This is a genomic window from Chloroflexota bacterium (assembly GCA_016887485.1).
Taxonomy (GTDB): domain Bacteria; phylum Chloroflexota; class Anaerolineae; order Anaerolineales; family Anaerolineaceae; genus Brevifilum.
Genome location: CP069394.1, coordinates 869754 through 887749, shown reverse-complemented (window position 1 = coordinate 887749; position 17996 = coordinate 869754). Strand labels below are relative to the sequence as shown.

At 51.7% G+C, this 17996-nt stretch carries 17 protein-coding genes; 11 read left to right on the top strand and 6 right to left on the bottom strand.

Annotation, left to right across the window (positions count from 1 at the left end; genetic code table 11):
- The first annotated feature begins 239 nt into the window (after positions 1–239).
- The 3 genes from JR338_04060 to folE all read left to right on the top strand — a co-directional run bounded on the left by JR338_04060 (position 240) and on the right by folE (position 2360).
- Positions 240–998: a ComF family protein gene (locus tag JR338_04060; GenBank protein ID QRN83928.1), complete on the top strand. Its 759-nt coding sequence runs from the start codon at positions 240–242 to the stop codon at positions 996–998.
- Positions 999–1024: 26 nt separating this feature from the next.
- Entirely contained in the window at positions 1025–1594 is a 570-nt protein-coding gene (raiA, locus tag JR338_04055) for a ribosome-associated translation inhibitor RaiA (protein ID QRN83927.1), read from the top strand.
- A gap of 187 nt (positions 1595–1781) precedes the next feature.
- A complete protein-coding gene (folE, locus tag JR338_04050; GenBank protein QRN84354.1) occupies positions 1782–2360 on the top strand; it encodes a GTP cyclohydrolase I FolE in 579 nt (192 codons plus the stop codon).
- A 5-nt stretch (positions 2361–2365) separates the two neighbouring features.
- Here the strand turns inward: folE and JR338_04045 are convergent, their stop codons facing one another.
- Positions 2366–2719: a dihydroneopterin aldolase gene (locus tag JR338_04045; protein ID QRN83926.1), complete on the bottom strand. Its 354-nt coding sequence runs from the start codon at positions 2717–2719 to the stop codon at positions 2366–2368.
- A gap of 68 nt (positions 2720–2787) precedes the next feature.
- Here JR338_04045 and JR338_04040 point away from each other — a divergent pair, with 68 nt between their 5' ends.
- Positions 2788–4194 carry a glycosyltransferase family 4 protein gene (locus tag JR338_04040; protein ID QRN83925.1) on the top strand — a complete coding sequence of 469 codons (1407 nt, stop codon included), beginning with the start codon at positions 2788–2790 and terminating at the stop codon, positions 4192–4194.
- 3 nt (positions 4195–4197) lie between these two features.
- Positions 4198–4914, top strand: coding sequence for an SDR family oxidoreductase (locus tag JR338_04035; protein QRN83924.1), 717 nt, complete (start codon positions 4198–4200; stop codon positions 4912–4914).
- Here the strand turns inward: JR338_04035 and JR338_04030 are convergent, their stop codons facing one another.
- Genes JR338_04030 through JR338_04020 form a run of 3 tightly spaced genes read right to left on the bottom strand, consistent with a single transcriptional unit; the run spans position 4915 to position 7435 of the window.
- Complete coding sequence (locus tag JR338_04030) at positions 4915–5646, bottom strand: SDR family oxidoreductase (GenBank protein ID QRN83923.1); 732 nt, start codon at positions 5644–5646, stop codon at positions 4915–4917.
- Entirely contained in the window at positions 5630–6874 is a 1245-nt protein-coding gene (folK, locus tag JR338_04025; GenBank protein QRN83922.1) for a 2-amino-4-hydroxy-6-hydroxymethyldihydropteridine diphosphokinase, read from the bottom strand. Before folK ends, JR338_04030 begins: the two co-directional genes overlap by 17 nt.
- Before the next feature lie 3 nt (positions 6875–6877).
- Positions 6878–7435, bottom strand: coding sequence for a TlpA family protein disulfide reductase (locus tag JR338_04020; GenBank protein ID QRN83921.1), 558 nt, complete (start codon positions 7433–7435; stop codon positions 6878–6880).
- Positions 7436–7579: 144 nt separating this feature from the next.
- Between JR338_04020 and tkt the strand changes: the two genes are divergently transcribed.
- The 5 genes from tkt to JR338_03995 all read left to right on the top strand — a co-directional run bounded on the left by tkt (position 7580) and on the right by JR338_03995 (position 14912).
- On the top strand, positions 7580–9619 hold the full coding sequence (tkt, locus tag JR338_04015) for a transketolase (protein ID QRN83920.1): 2040 nt from the start codon (positions 7580–7582) through the stop codon (positions 9617–9619).
- 32 nt (positions 9620–9651) lie between these two features.
- Positions 9652–12417 (top strand): bifunctional transaldolase/phosoglucose isomerase, encoded by a 2766-nt coding sequence (locus JR338_04010; GenBank protein ID QRN83919.1) that lies wholly within the window; start codon positions 9652–9654, stop codon positions 12415–12417.
- A 149-nt stretch (positions 12418–12566) separates the two neighbouring features.
- Complete coding sequence (gene ruvX, locus JR338_04005; protein QRN83918.1) at positions 12567–13010, top strand: Holliday junction resolvase RuvX; 444 nt, start codon at positions 12567–12569, stop codon at positions 13008–13010.
- Positions 13003–14139 (top strand): endolytic transglycosylase MltG, encoded by a 1137-nt coding sequence (gene mltG / locus JR338_04000; protein QRN83917.1) that lies wholly within the window; start codon positions 13003–13005, stop codon positions 14137–14139. The genes ruvX and mltG overlap by 8 nt, the downstream gene beginning before the upstream one ends.
- A gap of 20 nt (positions 14140–14159) precedes the next feature.
- Positions 14160–14912, top strand: coding sequence for an ROK family protein (locus JR338_03995; protein QRN84353.1), 753 nt, complete (start codon positions 14160–14162; stop codon positions 14910–14912).
- 73 nt (positions 14913–14985) lie between these two features.
- On the opposite strand, the gene JR338_03990 is transcribed toward JR338_03995, so the two are convergent.
- Positions 14986–15399, bottom strand: coding sequence for a ferredoxin family protein (locus JR338_03990; protein QRN83916.1), 414 nt, complete (start codon positions 15397–15399; stop codon positions 14986–14988).
- An 87-nt stretch (positions 15400–15486) separates the two neighbouring features.
- Between JR338_03990 and JR338_03985 the strand changes: the two genes are divergently transcribed.
- Positions 15487–16437 (top strand): DMT family transporter, encoded by a 951-nt coding sequence (locus tag JR338_03985; GenBank protein ID QRN83915.1) that lies wholly within the window; start codon positions 15487–15489, stop codon positions 16435–16437.
- Here JR338_03985 and malQ read toward each other — a convergent pair.
- Positions 16424–17983, bottom strand: coding sequence for a 4-alpha-glucanotransferase (gene malQ, locus JR338_03980; GenBank protein ID QRN83914.1), 1560 nt, complete (start codon positions 17981–17983; stop codon positions 16424–16426). The genes JR338_03985 and malQ overlap by 14 nt on opposite strands.
- Positions 17984–17996 lie beyond the last annotated feature (13 nt).

The following is a 17996-nucleotide window of genomic DNA, read 5'->3' as shown; positions in this document are numbered from 1 at the left end:
TATTGGGCTTGTATTATAATGATTCAAAAATCTTCTTTTGGAGGTTGCATGGCAAGAATAGGAGAAAGTCGAGGTTTAGGCACCCTAGAATGGATTTTAATAGCCATTTTGGTTGTGATGGTTCTGATCACAGCTTATCTTTTGCTTGAACCAGCCCTTTTGCTTCTATGGGATTCGATGTTACAATCAATACAACAATAGATCATTAAACGAGCTTCATCATAAGGCGATAACCTTTGTTGAATTTCCGCATTGCACAGGTCTTATACCGGGGGTTTTGGACGGCGCTGGACTGGATGTACCCGCCCAATTGTGTAGGATGCGGAGAACAGGGTTATCGTTTATGTTTTAAGTGTCAGCAGGAAATAAAACCGATCAGTGGCCCACTTTGCCAGCGCTGCGGCAGCCCAATAACGGCAAAAGAAAATCTATGTGCGGAGTGCCAGAGCGAAGAACCGCCATTTGAGGCGAGTAGAAGCCTGGCGAGTTATGAGGGTGTGATCAGGGAATGTGTGCATTCCCTGAAATATGACCGCAACCAGGCTATGGGCGAATTCTTCGCTGAAGAACTGACTGAATTGATCAGACGAGAAGGGTGGGACCTGGATCTGGTCGTACCGGTACCTCTCAGCCCGATCAGGATGAAGGAACGCGGCTATAACCAGGCCACGTTATTGGCCCGGCCGATTTCTTATGCGCTGGGCATCCCATTTACACCTTTTGGCTTAAAACGCATCCGAAATACGCAATCTCAGGTTGAACTATCCGCAAAAAAGCGTAAGTCCAATGTCCGGGGGGCATTTGAAGCTACGCCAGAGATTGTTCATGGGAAGCGTGTTTTATTGATTGATGATGTGACGACTACAGGATCAACTCTGAAGGAATGTTCACTAGCATTGAAAAAAGGAGGCTCTTTAAAGGTTTACTGTTTAACCCTTGCCCGTCCGATCCAAGGTTTACCCCCTGTTCTTTCGGACTCTCCATCAAGTATAATCTGATTACCCAACCTGAAATGGAGGACAAAATGACAGTCAAAATTGATATCTTCACCAAGAATTTAGAATTGACGGATCGCCTGAATGACTATGTGATCAAAAAAGTGGAGAAGCTTGAAAAATTCCTGGACGAGGTGGATGAATGCCGTGTGGACCTTTCACACACCAAGACCGCCCGGAATGCCAATGACCGACATGTCGCTCAGCTAACTTTGCGAGGTAAGGGATTTATCCTGCGCTCAGAGGAGCGCTCCGATAGCATTTTTTCAGCCATAGATGCCTCTTTGGATAAGATGCGGCGTCAGATCAGACGGTATAAAGGCAAACGGGATCGCGGCCGGGGAGATGGCCAGACTATTGCGGATGCGGTTTCGATGCAAGTACCAGAGGAAGAAGTTTTTGACGAACCAGAACCAGTGATCGCCCGCAGGAAACGGTTCGCATTGGTTCCAATGGATGAAATGGAAGCCGTGGAACAGATGAAATTGCTGGGACACGAGAATTTCTTTATTTTCTATAATGCGAATACCAGTGAATTTAATGTGCTCTATCGCCGGCTTGATGGGACCTATGGGATCATCGTTCCAGAAATTGGCTAGGTGGTAATAAATTTGGGAATAGGGCAGCCTGTACAAAACATTGTACAGGCTGCTTTTTTTAGGTATTATCAAAGCTAAATATGATAAAATAAATCCAATATAATATAACTAAAACAGGAGTTTTATGATGGTTGAAGATTGCAAAGATCCCATGGCTGAAGCCGCTGATCTATTTTGTGATCAGGACATGGACCTTGATACGATTGAACACTCAGTGAAAGATATTCTGGAGGCGATTGGGGAGGATGTGGACAGGGAAGGTCTACTGAAGACACCACATCGGGTGGCCAAAGCCTATACAGAATTGCTGGCCGGTTATCGGATGGACCCCCGCGAGCTGATTAATGAAGCTGTATTTGATGTGGGTTATGATGAGATGGTCATCGTCCGGGATATCGAATTTTACAGCATGTGCGAACACCACATGCTGCCCTTTATTGGACGGGTGCATGTGGCCTATATCCCAACGGATAAGGTCATCGGCCTATCCAAGATTCCCCGAATTGTGGACCTTTTCTCCCGTCGTCTGCAGGTGCAGGAACGGATGACCCGCCAGATTGCGGAATACATTAATTTTGTGCTCAAGCCGCAGGGTGTTGCCGTGGTGGCTGAGGGGGTGCACATGTGCATGATGCTGCGCGGTGTGAAAAAGCATGATGCCCGTATGACGACATCCACAATGCTGGGTGTTTTCCGTAAGGATATGTCGACCCGGATGGAGTTCCTCGACAATATCAGCCGAGGCGCAACCAGCCTGCATTTCTAAGGCTTTTAAGACCGCTTACGGGTGATCTCCACGCCGACAGACTCGGCTGCCGTGACCGCCTCGGTTTTTTCGACCCGCAGCCAAACCTTTTTTACCTTGTCATTTTCGAGGACAAGGTCAGCCAAGGCCGAGATTAGGGCTTCCACCGTATAGAAGTGGGTGGACTGTACCTTCTGGATGATCTGCTTGGCAATGGTTGAATAATTAACTGTCTGGTGGATATCATCATCGGCCGCGGCCATAGAGGTATCTACCGACATCACGACATTGATTTGAATGGGCTGAGGTGTTTCCTGCTCCCTTTGGTGGATTCCCAGGATTCCCTCAGTCTTTAGATTTTTGATAATGATCTTATCCATTGTGACATCCTTTTCTGTGCTCTCATTGTACCGAGAATCAGAGAATTGAGAAATCCATGAAGATCGTAATGTTTTCCATAAATCCGCTTTATCCCAATAAGGTCACGGGTGGAGCTTCCAAGCATCTCTATCACATCGCCAGGCACCTGGGAGAATTGGGACATCAGGTCGAGATTGTCTGTGCCCAGGCTGTTGAGCCTCAGGAGTCATTTGCATGGGGTGAACAGGAACATGTGTACCCTGTTCTGCCGTTTCACCTCCCATTTCCGCAACCGTACGCCGTCAGCGGCCCGGACCTGGCCCGGATCATCGAAAAACTGACGGATTTTTTGGGAGATGCGGACCGGTTTTATATCCATGATGGTGAATTCCTCATTCCTGATGTCTATCAGCATATCCCGACCGTTGTTTCTCTGCGGGATAATATTTACCCTGAATCGGTGTTGGGTTCCTTCATTGGCCGATATGACGAGTTGATCTGTGTCTCACCATATTCAGCTTCTGTTGTCCGGGCTACGGTGGGCAGGTTCTATCCTGAATTGGATTTGCGATTGCACCAGGTGAATAACGGCATTGATTTTGAGATGTTCCATCCAGTGGATTACACTAAACTGGCGGCTGAACTGGGGGTTGATCCCGATGAACAGGTGATCCTCCTGCTCCCCCACCGGCCTGAGCCGGGCAAAGGCTTGCCGGAAACGATCCGGGTGGCCGAAGTATTGGTGCACCGGTTCGGCATTTATAACCTCAAGATCCTGATCCCGGAGTGGATTGGCTCAATGGTCTCGCAGGGTGAAGCAGAATTCTATGGCGAGATGATCCGGTTGATGGTGGATTTGGATGTGCGGGATCATTTCATGTTTGTACCCTGGATCCCGGCGGCAAGGATGCCGGAACTATATAGTCTGGGCCAGGTGACACTTTGCCTGGGGAATATTGTGGAGGCTTTTGGCAATGTTGCCTATGAGTCACTGGCCTGCGGCACGCCCAGTGTGGTCTCCAGAACAGGTGTGCACCGCACACTTCTGCCAGATGAGCTGATTGATAAGGTGAATTATGGTGACATTCATGCTGCGGCGGAAAAGATTGTTAAGATTATCCATTCTGGTGGAAATGTGAGTGCAGCGACAACAACATTCATTCAAACCTACCTGGATTTTAATTTTCAGGTTGAGCAGTATGCCCAGATCATCACGACGGCTGAAAAACGTGAGCCAATGCCTTTTTCAAAATATCGGCCGGATGAGAGCACGCCGTATCAAATTGCACCCTGGTGCTATTTGGAGCAGGATCGGATTTATCATGACTTTCGGGGGAAATTTGAACCTGCTGTTGAACTGGCAGAAGTTTTCAAGGGGATGGAGTGGATTTCTGCGGCCTATGCTGAAATGAAAGGTTTCTCTGAAGAACAATGGCAAGATTGGATTGATAAAACCTATCTCATTCCTGTGATCAATCGGTGGAAAGGATTTTGAGACATGGGAAAATTCACAGATAAAATTGTCGTTGTTTCCGGTGCGGCTGGGGCATTAGGCAGGGAGGTCGTCAAGGCCTTTCTGCGAGAAGGGGCCACAGTCTGTGCTTTAGATCATCGGGAAGGACGCCTAGCAGAGCAGGGATTGGATGTGGGGGTCAGCGGACGCTTGGAAATGGTTGAGAACATTGACCTCAGCCAGACCGGTGTTGCGCCAAAAGTACAATCTGAGGTTCATCAACGGTCAGGTCAAGTCGATGTGGTCGTGCATACGGTTGGAGGCTTTACCTATGGCGAGACAGTTGATGCGCTCTCAGCAGAAACCTGGCAGAAGATGCTGGATATCAATGTGAACACCTTCTTGAACCTTGCCAAGGCTTTTATCCCGGATTTGGTTGAGACGGGCAGCGGGAAGATCATCACGATTGGCGCAAAGGCGGCCTTGAAGGGCGGCGCCAAAATGGGGGCGTATAGTGCCACGAAAGCGGCCTTATTGCGGCTGACGGAAAGTATGGCGGCTGAGTTGGCTGGGAAAGGTGTTCAGGTCAATTGCGTGCTGCCGGGGACGATTGATACCCCCAATAACCGGGCTGAGATGCCCAATGCCGATTTTTCCAAATGGGTTTCCACGGCGAAGATCGCAGAGACGATTCTGTTCCTGGCTTCACCGGAGTCGGATGCGATCACAGGGGCATCCATTCCTGTCTACGGCCAGCCCTGATCAGAGATATTGCCCACCGTCCACCCGCAGGAACGCACCGGTGGTGAAGTCACTCTTGATGAGGTGGAGGGCGTTTTCCACAGCGATTTCGGGACTTCCGGTTCGCTGCAAGGGGACATGGCTTTTGGCGTAAGCCTCCAAATCTATGTCTTCCCGGTCTGCCAGAGGCAGCATGATACCGGGTGCAAAGGCATTTACCGTGATGTTGGGGGCGAGTTCGAGCGCAAACATCCGGGTCATCTCCACCAAGGCCAATTTGGTCAATCGGTAGGCGAAATGGTCAGGTCGGTGTTGCAGGATTTGGGCATCGGCGATATTGAGAATGCGTCCGGGGCGCCCTTTGGGAAGCTGGTGCGCAAAAGCCTGAATCAGCGTAAAGGGGGTTTGCAGGTTGATCCTGAATTGTGATTCCCACATCTCACGGTCCGTTTCCAAACCGTCGCCGCGCAGGTAGATGGCAGCGTTATTGATCAAAATATCCACAGAGTCAAAGTGTTTCAGGATTTCAGGGAATAGGGCTTCCACTGCGGTCAGGTCATTGAAATCCGCCCCAAAGGTAACGGCTTTAACGCCCAACTCGCGGGCAAGTTTGGCTGTCTCTTCAGCCGGTTCTAAGGAACGGTTATAGTGGATAGCCAGGTTTACGCCTTCCTTTGCCAGCGCCAGGGCATAGGCGCGCCCCAGTCGGATGCCGCCGCCGGTGACGAGTGCTGTTTTACCCTTCAATTCCATCTTTCACCTCTTCGATTTTCTGGATGTCCAGTTCTTCCGGAGATAATTTTAAAATTAGATCATCAATTGATTCGCCTGTGGCCGGGTGACGAAAATCCGGGGTGGTTTCAGCCAAAGGCAGCAGGATATAACCATGTTTCCGCAGATCGGGGTCGGGAATTTGGCGGTTTAGGTTGGAAAACACTTGTTTACCAAAAGTGAGGACGTCCAGATCCAGGGGAATGACATCCAGTTCACCGTGCTGCCGCCCGTGGGATTGTTCAATCTCTTTGAGGGTGGCGATAAGCTCAGGATAGGAGAGCGAGGTTTCAATCAGTAAGACTCGATTGAGATAGAAGATGTCTTCGTGGCCTTCACGGATATCTTTGGTTTTGTAGACCTCTGAACGGCGTAGAATCTTGAAATGAGCCGCGATGTCCTGGCTGCCTTCATAGAGGTTATCCAGGGGATCACTATTCGATCCCATTGAGATGTAGACTTTCGTAACTTTGGGCTTTCGGAAGCCCAGTTGATTGATGATTAATAGACTTCCTGCCAACAGGATCAGCGAAAACAATTGGATTTGATCCACGCCAAACAGCAGTTGTTTCTCGGCTATGAAGGCTTGCGTGGTCAGGGTGATAAGGGCTAAGCTGCCAAAGGTCAGGCTGAATAGAATCCCGCTATGATAGAAACCGTTTTGTTTGGTGAAACGGGTCCGGGCCAACCACCAGATAAACAGCCCGGCCGTCAGTATTAGGGCATAGATCTGAACGGGATGGCGGATGGCGTTCCAGAGTGAAATGCCCCAGGGCAGCTCTGCTGGCAGCCCATAGGCGTTACCGTTCGCCAGGTTCGCCAGTTGAAAGCCCGCATAAGCCAGGATCATCAGGGGGCTGAGGGTATCCAGTGTGGGCCATAAGGGGAGGTGCTTGCGCTGGAAAATGATCAGTGCGATCAGTAAACCTGCCAGGAGCCCAAAATTGGCATCCAGCATGGAGGGGGTCAGGGAGACGATGCTGAGCGGATTTTCCTGCAGGATTGTGGGATTGGTTAATAGAAATCCCACTCTGGCTGCGACAATGCCACCCATGAAACCATACAACAATCCGTTTTCAATCACATCGCCATTGGTGCCCAGGTGAGTAGCAAACTTACCGCTGAGCCACAATCCAAGCCAGACACTGAGGATGATCAACAGGCCGGCAGCCTGAAGGGCAACGGGGCCGAGGTCAATAACTGGAAACATCGTCTATTCCCCCTGTCCTATTGATAGCACTTCATCCAGCCAGGCGCGCAGCTCACCGGCATTCATGCCTGCACCAATCACAACCCTTTGAACAATGCCATCCGGTCCAATCAGGATGGAGGTTGGCAGCGCATGCATCTGATATTGCTGGGCCACTGAACCATCCGGATCGAGCAGCATTGGAAAAGAAAAGCCCTGGCCTTCGAAATAAGTGATTGCTGATGAAGCGACATCCTGGGATGTCATGTTGACTGCCACGATCTCAAACCCCCGGGAGGCATATTCCTGATAAACGGGTTCCAAACCCGGCATAGTGGCTTTACAGACTGAACACCAGGAGGCCCAAAGGAAAACCAGAACTGGCTTCCCGGTGAGATCGGATAAGGTAACGGACTGACCGTCAGGGGTAAACAGGGTGAAATCCGGCGCTTGAAACCCCTCATGGGCGGCCTGGGATGACCCTGCCTGAACAGCCGGAAAGATCGCCGGGGTCAGGAGCGTCCAGGCAATCCCCAGCATGAGAATGATCGAAGCGATGATCAGGTAATTATGTTTCTTCAAAGGTTCCTCAATTACGATTATTTGGGCAATAGTAAAGTTGTTCTTTATTATATTCAATAACAGACTGATGGATAATTGTCACATCTTATAAGAAAATGAACATGGTAAAATGAAACCGATCAATTAACGAAAGGAATCAATCTTATGAGTACAGATTCAATTCAGGAAAAAGCAATTAATGCGATTAAATTCTTGTCCGTTGATGGTGTACAAACCGCAAAATCAGGCCATCCGGGTTTACCAATGGGCGATGCGGGGATTGCCTATGCCTTATGGATGAAACTTCTCCGCTATAACCCCAAGAACCCAAAGTGGTTTAACCGTGACCGTTTTATTCTTTCAGGCGGTCACGGTTCTATGTTAATTTATACCATGCTTCACCTCACGGGGTATGATCTGCCGCTTTCCGAGCTGCAGCAATTCCGTCAATGGGGCAGCAAGACCCCCGGCCATCCGGAATATGGGATGACCCCTGGCGTTGAAGTGACGACCGGGCCTTTGGGGCAAGGTTTTGCAAATGGCGTTGGTTTTGCTATTGCAGAAGCTCATATGGCGGCGGAATTCAACCGCCCTGGACATGAGATCGTCGATCACTATACCTATGCGATCGTCACCGATGGCGACCTGATGGAAGGGATTTCCTATGAGGCGGCGTCATTAGCCGGACATCTCAAATTGGGTAAGCTGATCTATTTTTATGACAATAACCACATTTCCATTGATGGTTCAACTGAACTGGCTTTCACCGATGACCGCCGGATGCGTTTTGAGGCACTGGGCTGGCATGTGGGGCACGTTAGTAATCCTTATGACGTAGATGCCCTTGTGGCCGCTGCAGAGGCCGCTAAGGCCGATCCTCGTCCTTCACTGATCATTGTGGATACGGTGATTGGGGATGGCCTGCCTGATGTGCAAGGCACAGAAGCTGCCCACGGGTCGCCTCCTGGATGGGATGAGATTGCCAAGGCCAAGGAAGCTGTTGGCTGGCCGGTGGAACCGCATTTCTTCATCCCAGAGGATGTCAAAGAACATTTCCTGGCCAAACTGGATGAGGGCGAATCCCAAAATATGTGGTGGGGGCGCAAATTTGAGGATTATCAGAAAGCTTATCCTGAATTGGCAGCTGAACTAAAACGCCGGATCTCCGGTGACCTGCCCAAGGATTGGGAAAAAGGCTTGCCGGTCTTCCCTGCCGATGAAAAGGGTATCGCCTCACGTGCTGCTTCCGGCAAGGTGATCAATGGCCTGGCTGCCACGTTACCCGAGTTGATGGGTGGGGCGGCTGACCTGGCGCCATCCAACAAAACCTGGATCAACGGGGAACCTGCCTTCAGCCCGGAGACACCTGAAGGGCGCAATATGCACTTTGGCGTGCGTGAACATGCAATGGGCGCGATCATCAATGCGATGTCTGTCCATGGCGGCATCGTACCTTATGCTGGCACTTTCCTGGTCTTCTCTGACTATGTTCGCCCTGCAGTGCGGCTCTCCGCCCTGTCAGGGTATAAATCCATTTGGGTCTTCACCCACGATTCAATCGGTGTTGGTGAAGATGGACCGACCCATGAACCCATTGAGCATGTTGACTCACTGCGGATCATCCCCGAGCTGGTTACTCTCCGGCCGGGTGACGCCAATGAGACTGCTCAAGCCTGGAAGTTCGCTGTTGAGCATGACGGCCCCACGGCATTGATCCTCTCTCGGCAGAACCTGCCCACCATTGACCGTAATGTCTACGCCGACGCAGAAAACCTGCAAAAGGGCGCTTACGTTTTGGCGGATATGGGCGAAGGCACACCTGAACTGATCCTGATGGCCTCAGGCTCCGAAGTCGGTTTGATCATGACCGCAGCCGGTCGGATGGCGGCAGAGGGTGTGAATGTGCGTGTGGTTTCCTTCCCGAGCTGGGAACTCTTTGCGGGTCAATCGAAAGAATATCAGGACCAGGTTTTGCCCCCGGCGATCAAGAAGAGACTGTCCGTTGAAGCAGGATCGACCTTTGGTTGGCACCGCTGGGTTGGTGATGCCGGTTATTCCATCGGCATTGACCGCTTTGGTGAATCAGCTCCCGGTGGTTTGGTTATGGAGAAATTTGGCTTTACGGTTGAGAACGTGATCGCCGAAGCGATGAAATTGCTTCGGGCCAATGCTGGTGCAACCGAAAACAATAATGGTCATAAGTAAAACACTATAAAGGTATGAAAGGACCCAAGAAAATGAGTGCAGCAGATAAATTGCATATCCTTGGTCAATCGGTTTGTTACGATAATATTCGGCGAAAGCTGATCGTTGATGGCACCTTGATGGGCATGATTGAACGTCGGGATATCCTTGACCTGACCTCCAATCCCAGTATCTTCATGAAGGCTATTGCCGACAGTGATGACTATGATGCGGATTTACAGACTATGGCCTGGGCGGGTTTGGAACCTCTGGAAACTTTCTTTAATCTGGCGATTAAAGATGTTCAGGACGTTGCTGACCTATTCCGCCCGATCTATGAAGCGACCGACGGCGCAGATGGCTTTGTAAGCCTGGAAGTGGACCCACGCTTGGCCCACGATACCGAAGGTACGCTCGAACAGGCCATTTGGCTTTGGGAAACCGTGAACCGGCCAAACCTGCTGGTGAAAATCCCTGGTACAGTGGAAGGCCTTCCCGCGATCACCGATGCGATTGCGGCGGGGATTAATATTAACGTGACTTTGATCTTCTCCCGCGCTCGATACCGTGACGTGATGGATGCCTATTTGAAAGGTATCGAACGGCGTGTGGCGGCTGGCCTCGCTGTGGATGGGATTGTCTCCTGTGCCTCCTTCTTCGTCTCCCGTGTGGAAGTCAAGGCGGATGGTTACCTGCAGGAAGTCGTGGATGCCGGCGGTCCGAATGCTGAGATCGCCCAATCACTGATGGGCAAAATGGCGGTGGATAATATCCGCCTGGCCTATCAGGACTTTGAGGAATTCTTCAATGCTGAACGCTTCCAGAAGGTTGCTGAGTTTGGCGCGCAGAAACAGCGACCGCTTTGGGCTTCCACCGGCACAAAGAATCCTGCCTATAGTGATGTCAAATATGTTGAAATGTTGGTTGCACCATATTCGGTCAACACGATGCCCCCCAAGACCCTGGATGCTTATCTGGATCACGGGGAACCCCGAGTGACCATTTATGATGATCTGGATGAGGCAAAAGCGGACTTCGAGAAGTACGCTCAGATTGGACTCTCATTTGATAAGGTCAGCGAAGAGCTGGAAGCTGAAGGCCTGGCAAGTTTTAACGCTGGGTTTGATAAATTGCTGAATGTGATCGAACAGCGCCGCAAGCAGTATGTGGATGGGCTGGGCGATCTTTTTGATGCGGTGGTAAAGCGCACTGAACAGTTTGACGCTGAAAATATTATTTCCCGGATTCATCGGATTGACCCAACAGTCTGGACGAATGATCCCGCCGACAAGGATGAGATTCAAAAGCGTTTGGGTTGGCTGACTCTGGCGGATGACAATCAGAGCCTGGTGGAGGATCTCTATGGTTTCGCCTATGAAGCCCTGGATGAGGACTTCGAGAAAGTCGTTCTTCTGGGTATGGGCGGATCATCACTGGCTCCTGAGACAATGGCCAAGATTTTTGAAGGGTATATCGAAGGCGCAGAACTCCGCATCCTTGACTCCACCATTCCGGAACAGGTCAAAGAAATGGATGAATGGGTGGATTATGGCAAGACTCTCTTCATCGTCTCCAGTAAATCCGGCGGCACCACTGAAACCATGAGCCTGTTCCATTATTTCTGGGATAGGGCCAAAGCGGAAGCCGGAAAAGACTTCGCTAAACACTTCATTGCCGTCACCGACCCCGGCAACAAACTGGCTGCGATGGGGAAAGAGCTAGGGTTCCGCGCAGTTATGACTGCCAACCCGAATGTGGGCGGCCGTTATTCAGCATTAAGCCAATTTGGCCTGGTGCCTGCTGCACTGATGGGCGTGGACCTGGATGAATTCCTCTGGGCTGCCAGTGATATGGCTGCCCGCTGTTCGCAGGATCAGCCGCTGGTTGAGAACACCGGCGCACTCCTGGGGATCATTCTGGGTGAAGCGGCCCTGGCCGGTAAGGACAAACTAACCTTCCTGACTGATGACGCTGTGGCGCCTTTAGGTGCCTGGCTGGAACAACTGGTCGCTGAATCCAGCGGTAAACTCGGTAAGGGCATTGTCCCGGTGGCCGATGAACCTCTGGTTGCGGCAGATGCTTATGGCAATGACCGGATTTTCGCTTATTTGCGGGCGACTGGTGAACAAGATGCCTTCGCTGCCATGCTTGTGAAAGCCGGACAACCTGTTGTGACGTTGGATATCCCCACGCTCTATGATCTGGCCGGCGAGTTCTATCGCTGGGAGTTTGCAATTGCTACAGCTTGTAGTGTGATTGGCGTAAATGCCTTCGATCAGCCGGACGTGCAGGACAATAAGGACCGCACCAGGAAACTGATTAAAGCCTATCAGGATGCCGGTCATTTGGATGAGCCTGAAACCCTCTGGGAAAAGGACGGTGTGGAAGTTGCTGGTGTGGATTTCGATGGCTTGAAGAAATGTGGTTCGGTTTCAGAGGTAATTGCGGCCTTCACCGCCCAGGCAAAAGACGGTGATTATATCGCCATCAATGCTTACCTGCCGCGGAACGAATCTGTGGAAGCCAAACTGACCGCTTTACGGGAGCGCATATTGAAAGCGACCAGCAAGGCGACCACCTTGGGCTTTGGCCCCCGCTTCCTGCATTCCACCGGGCAGCTACATAAGGGCGGCGCGAATAACGGGCTGTTCCTGCAGATTACTCAGGCCGACGCAGAAGACCTGGCGATTCCTGAAGCGTTTTATGGCTTCTCGATGCTTGCCCGGGCGCAGTCACTGGGTGATTTGGATGCTTTGCAGAGCCGTGACCGGCGGGTGATCCGCATTAACCTGCCAGCAGGCGATAAACTGGATTTCTAGATCCAAAATAGATGATGATAAGTTCCCGGTAGGTGAAATCCTCCGGGAACTTTTTTCTTACCCAGGGTAAATATTGTATAATTCCCATTAAGTATGAAAAAACGATCCAATTCAAGGAAAATGGAAAATCCGAGCGCCGGGAGGGGTGAATGAAAGTGTTGGCGGTTGATCCGGGCGAAAAACGGATCGGTCTGGCCATCAGTGACCCCACCGGGACGATTTCGCGCCCTTTAACGGTACTCACGCATGAGGCCAGGGCGAAGGATGCTCAAAAGATCGCTGAGATCGCTGCGGAAGAGGCTGTCGGGACGATTGTGATTGGGCAGCCACTGGATGCAAATGGCGAGGTTGGCCCCCAGGCACGCAAATCCATTCGTCTTGCAGAGGCCATCAGGGAATTTACCAAGATTCCAATCCATCTTTGGGACGAGAGCGGTACTACCCAGGCCGCCATTGGCAGCCGGGTGGCATTGGGTACCAGCCGCAAGAAACGCAAAGGGCATCTGGATGACCTGGCGGCCAGCATTCTGTTACAGGATTTCCTGATCCAAAACGAGGATTGGGTTCGGGGCGAGGAGGACCATCATGGCTAAAAAGCAGCGCCGTTCATTATTCCTTTTGATTGTTGTTTTGATCCTTTTGATCGGTTGTGTCGGGCTGGTCACAGGTTATCTGTATGTCTCACAGCAAGTTACAGCCCATTATGGCCCGGCATCACCTCTGCTATCGCTCACCCAGCGGGTGATTTACCCATTGGAGCTTTTCTCTAACCGAGTGAAAATGATGTCACCCACAAACCCGACCCTGCCGGAGCAGTCCTTTAGCGTGGGGCAGGGCGAATCGGTGTCGATGGTCTGCATTCGATTGGAGGATGAAGGTTTCATTCCGGATGCGGAATTGTTCCGGATTTACCTGGTCTACAGCGGCTTGGATCGTCAATTGCAGTCCGGGGAATACCTGTTGAGCGGTCAGATGTCGCCGATGGACATCGCGGCGGATATGCTGGATGCGACACCCAGGGATGCGACTGTGAGCATTCTAGCTGGGTGGCGGATTGAAGAAGTTGCTGCCAGTGTGGCGGGCAGCGGGTTGAATATTGAAGCCGAGGAGATCATTAATCTGGCTTATAACCCTCTGCCGGAATTCTTTGCCTATCTGCCGGTGGACAGCGCGCCGACTTTGGAGGGGTTCCTATTCCCAGGTGTGTATACCATCCCGCGTGAGGCAAATGCCATCACCGTGATTGAGACCTTCCTGGCAAACTTCTCAGCGAATGTCAGTCAGGAGATGTTGGACGGATTTGTGAGGCAGGGATTGACTGTGCAGGAGGCGGTGACTCTGGCTTCGATTATTGAGAAGGAGGTCGTCGTGGATGACGAAAAGCCACTGATTGCATCAGTCTTTTATAATCGGCTGAATGACGGCATGCGGTTGGAATCAGATCCCACAGTGCAGTATGCGCTGGGGTATCAGAATGATCTTGGGACATGGTGGAAATCCCCGCTGAGTGGTGCTGATCTGGGCGTGGAATCGCCCTATAACACCTACCAAATTCCTGCCCTGCCACCCACACCGATGGATAATCCGGATTTATTGTCTCTGCAGGCAGTCGCTTTTCCGGCTGAGACTCCATACTACTTCTTCCGGGCGGCTTGTGATGGTTCCGGACGGCATAATTTCGCGATTACTTATGAAGGACATCTAAATAATGGCTGTGAGTAAGTAGTAGAAGAGGAGTGATGATGGCTGTCTTAGGTATTGATATTGGTGGATCGGGGATCAAAGCCGCACCTATTGATGTGGAAACGGGCGAATTCCTGAAAGACCGGATTCGTATCCCAACCCCTGAACCGGGTACGCCTGACCAAGTCATTGAGGTGATCAAGCATATCGTCAGCGAATTTAACTGGCAGGGCAAAATTGGCGTTGGCTTCCCCGGCGTGGTCCGGCGAGGCGTGGTTATCACTGCGGCGAATGTCGCCCAGGAATGGACGGGCACGGACCTGCGTGAATTGATTGAGACCCACACCGGCTGCCAGGCTATTATCTTGAATGATGCCGACGCTGCCGGCCTAGCAGAAATGCGGTTTGGCAGTGGGAAACACTTTGAGGATCGGTATGTCATCTTCCTGACAATTGGGACCGGGATTGGCTCCGCATTCTTTATGAATCGTGAGCTCTGGCCAAATACGGAATTGGGTCATCTTCAGATCCGGGGTAGGGATGCTGAGCACCGGGCAGGGGATGGTGTGCGCAAGGAAAAGGACCTTTCCTGGAAGCAATGGGGGAAGCGGCTGAAGGAAGTCCTCCAGACGTATGACTTCTTATTCAGCCCGGATGCGATCATCCTGGGTGGGGGTGTCAGTCGGCAATTTGAGCAATATGGTAAATACCTGAAGGGCATTCGCGCCGAAGTGCTGCCCGCTGAGCTGGAGAACCAGGCGGGGATCATTGGCGCAGCAATGGCTGCTGAGGAAGGTATCGCTCTGGACTAATGCCTGTCAACGTATAAAAACCGGTGTGCTCATTTACTCAGCACACCGGTTATTGGTTAAGTGAGAATTCTCATTAGTCGTCCAGGGCATCATAGCCCGGACCATCTTCAAAGAAATCGTAATTCGTCTGGATATCTGCGGTGAGGTCCACCTCTTCATCTGCTGCCAAGCGGCGGGTGGCCTCCAAATGAACTGGATTGCCTTCGTAGTCATGCCCGTCGAAGGTCTCTTCGAAGCCAGCCGTTCCGACAGGTGCGGATTGGATTTCATTGCCCTGGGCCAGGAAAGCCTCAGGAACTTCATCTTCCGGGAAGATGGCATGGAAGGGGCATTCTGGGATGCATGCACCGCAGTCTATACAGGTTTCCGGGTCAATGTAATAGAGCGGCCATTCATCCTGCGGGTTGCCGGGCACGATACATTCCACCGGACAAACGGTTACACAACTGCCATCACGGATGCATAAACTGGTGATAATGTGAGTCATTATGTCTCCCAACTCCTGTTTTTATGGGATTGTAGTGGAGAGGAGAACCTTTGTCAAGCAGTTGATTTGCATTACAATTAATCCCCCATGACCGAAAAGATCGATACCACCAAACAACATCATCCCGTACTGGCCACGCTGGCAGGGATTATCTTTGTTTCCACTGCCTCACTGTTTATTCGGTTTGCCCAAGCTGAGGCTTCATCCTTAGTGATCGCTGCCGCCCGGCTGACGGTTGCCAGCCTGGTTCTGGTGCCGATGGCACTCATCCGTAATAAAAAAAGGCCTGTGCATTTGAGCTGGCAGGAATGGGGAAAAGGATTGCTCGCCGGGTTGTTCCTGGCCTTGCACTTCGCATCCTGGATCACGTCATTGGAATATACCTCGATTGCCAGTTCCGTCGTGTTGGTGACCACCACACCGTTGTGGGTCGCCCTGCTGTCACCGATGGTCCTTAAGGAGAAAATCCGGCAGACCGTGTGGATTGGCCTGGTGATCTCTGTGGTGGGTGGGGTGATTGTGGGTCTGGCGAACGCCTGTCAGTGGGATACCACTGGACTCACTTGCCAGGCACAGGGTTTTACTGGTCAGGCCATGTGGGGGAACGCTCTGGCGCTGTTTGGGGCTTGGATGGCTGCCGGGTATATGCTGATGGGTCGTCAATTGCGCAAGAAGCTTGATACGATTTCTTATACTACCTTGGTTTATGGCACCGCAGCAGGGATCCTATTGGGTGTGCTTATTATCAAGGCCGAACCCGTTTTCTCTTATAACTCCAAGACCTATCTATGGCTGCTGGCATTGGGGATTATCCCGCAGTTGCTGGGACATTCCCTGTTAAATTGGGCCTTGAAGTATATTTCTGCGGCCTATGTCTCGCTGACCTTGTTGGGGGAACCAATCGGCACTTCAATTCTGGCATATATCTTCCTAAGAGAAAGCCCCACACTCCTGGAAGGGGCGGGGGCTGTATTGGTCCTGGTGGGGATTGCGATTGGCTCTGTGCGCCGGACGGCAGCCAGAGCTAGTGAGGCATAACCTGACCTTCCGTATCAGCAACCATCTTGTCATGGAGTTTAGCTTTTTCTTCCTCGTGCAATCTGCCATAAAGATAATTGGTTTCGTGTAGCCTTGCGATTAAGCCTTCGTTGATCGCATTGGGGTGCATCCGCCACTGCCAGTTGCCAGAGGATGTGCCGGGATAATTCATCCGTGCCCATTCTCCCAGGCTGAGGAAGTCCTGCATTGGAGCCAGTACCCACGCTGCCACCGAGTCCCAAAGGACACGGATCATGGACCAGGCGATGTCACCCCCTGAGCGGGCGAGGTAACGACGGCAGAAGTCCTTTTCACGTTCGGGGGCAGCTTCGTACCAGCCGCGGGTGGTGTTGTTATCGTGGGTGCCAGTATAGGCAACGCAATTGACGGGATAGTTATGAGGCAGGAAGGCATCGTCCGGGTCGGAAGCGAAGGCAAACTGGAGGATCTTCATCCCCGGCAGCCGGAAGGCATCCCGCATTTCGGTCACGCCCTCGGTGATCACCCCGAGGTCTTCGGCAATGATCGGCAGGTTTCCCATTTTCTCTTTAATCACCTTAAAGAAGTCCTGGCCTGGCCCGTTGACCCAGCGGCCTTCGACAGCGGTCTCATTACCATAGGGGATTTCCCAATAGGCTTCGAAGCCGCGGAAATGATCCAGTCGGACCACATCGACCTGTTTGAGGACAGCCTGGAGGCGTGAAAGCCACCATTCATAACCCTGAGCTTGATGGACGTCCCATTTATAGAGCGGATTGCCCCAAAGCTGACCGGTTACGGAGAAATAGTCTGGTGGAACGCCGGCCACGACCTCCGGCAGACCATCTTTATCCAGATAGAACAGATCCTTGTGAACCCAGACATCTGCGCTATCGTAGGCAACAAAGATCGGCACATCACCAATGATCCGGACACCCTTTTCGTGGGCATATTCACGGACAGCCTGCCACTGCCTGAAGAAGATGAACTGAGCAAAAGCCTGCTGCTCAATTTCATCTTTGTGGGATTGGGTAAATTTCTTCAAGGCTTCCGGTTTACGCTGGCGCAGGTCCTCCGGCCAGGTGTCCCAGGGATTGAGGTTGTGTTCGGTCTTGATCGCCATAAAGATCGCAAATGGTGCCAGCCAATCTTTCTCCACCTCTTTGAAAAGTTCAAAATCCTTCTGCAGGGCTTCATCGCTAGTGGAGAGGAAATTTTGATAGGCTTTGGCGATGATCTTCAGTTTCCATTGAATCACTGGTCCGTAATCCACCCGTTCAAGGGGGAAGGTGGGCCGATCCGCGAGATCTTCCTTAGTCAGGAGTCCCTGATCCAGGAGGATCGTTGCGCTGATCAGATAGGGATTGCCGGCGAAGGCAGAAAAGCATTGGTAGGGTGAATCGGCATAACCGGTGGGGCCCAGGGGAAGAACCTGCCAAAATTGGCAACCGGATTGGTGAAGAAAATCTATCCAGCGAAAGGCCTCTGGTCCCAGATCACCGATCCCATCCGGGCCGGGTAAGCTGGTTGGGTGCAGGAGAATGCCTGCGGCACGGTTTTGTTTCATCCAAAACTCCTTG

Excerpts from the sequence above, each read along its gene's own strand:
- JR338_04030 (QRN83923.1), bottom strand. The coding sequence starts at position 5,646 with ATGGAATTGAAGGGTAAAACAGCACTCGTCACCGGCGGCGGCATCCGA.
- folE (QRN84354.1), top strand. The coding sequence starts at position 1,782 with ATGGACCTTGATACGATTGAACACTCAGTGAAAGATATTCTGGAGGCG.
- JR338_04040 (QRN83925.1), top strand. The coding sequence starts at position 2,788 with ATGTTTTCCATAAATCCGCTTTATCCCAATAAGGTCACGGGTGGAGCT.
- JR338_03990 (QRN83916.1), bottom strand. The coding sequence starts at position 15,399 with ATGACTCACATTATCACCAGTTTATGCATCCGTGATGGCAGTTGTGTA.
- ruvX (QRN83918.1), top strand. The coding sequence starts at position 12,567 with ATGAAAGTGTTGGCGGTTGATCCGGGCGAAAAACGGATCGGTCTGGCC.
- folK (QRN83922.1), bottom strand. The coding sequence starts at position 6,874 with ATGTTTCCAGTTATTGACCTCGGCCCCGTTGCCCTTCAGGCTGCCGGC.
- JR338_04010 (QRN83919.1), top strand. The coding sequence starts at position 9,652 with ATGAGTGCAGCAGATAAATTGCATATCCTTGGTCAATCGGTTTGTTAC.
- JR338_04045 (QRN83926.1), bottom strand. The coding sequence starts at position 2,719 with ATGGATAAGATCATTATCAAAAATCTAAAGACTGAGGGAATCCTGGGA.
- JR338_03995 (QRN84353.1), top strand. The coding sequence starts at position 14,160 with ATGGCTGTCTTAGGTATTGATATTGGTGGATCGGGGATCAAAGCCGCA.
- malQ (QRN83914.1), bottom strand. The coding sequence starts at position 17,983 with ATGAAACAAAACCGTGCCGCAGGCATTCTCCTGCACCCAACCAGCTTA.
- raiA (QRN83927.1), top strand. The coding sequence starts at position 1,025 with ATGACAGTCAAAATTGATATCTTCACCAAGAATTTAGAATTGACGGAT.
- JR338_04035 (QRN83924.1), top strand. The coding sequence starts at position 4,198 with ATGGGAAAATTCACAGATAAAATTGTCGTTGTTTCCGGTGCGGCTGGG.
- tkt (QRN83920.1), top strand. The coding sequence starts at position 7,580 with ATGAGTACAGATTCAATTCAGGAAAAAGCAATTAATGCGATTAAATTC.
- JR338_03985 (QRN83915.1), top strand. The coding sequence starts at position 15,487 with ATGACCGAAAAGATCGATACCACCAAACAACATCATCCCGTACTGGCC.
- mltG (QRN83917.1), top strand. The coding sequence starts at position 13,003 with ATGGCTAAAAAGCAGCGCCGTTCATTATTCCTTTTGATTGTTGTTTTG.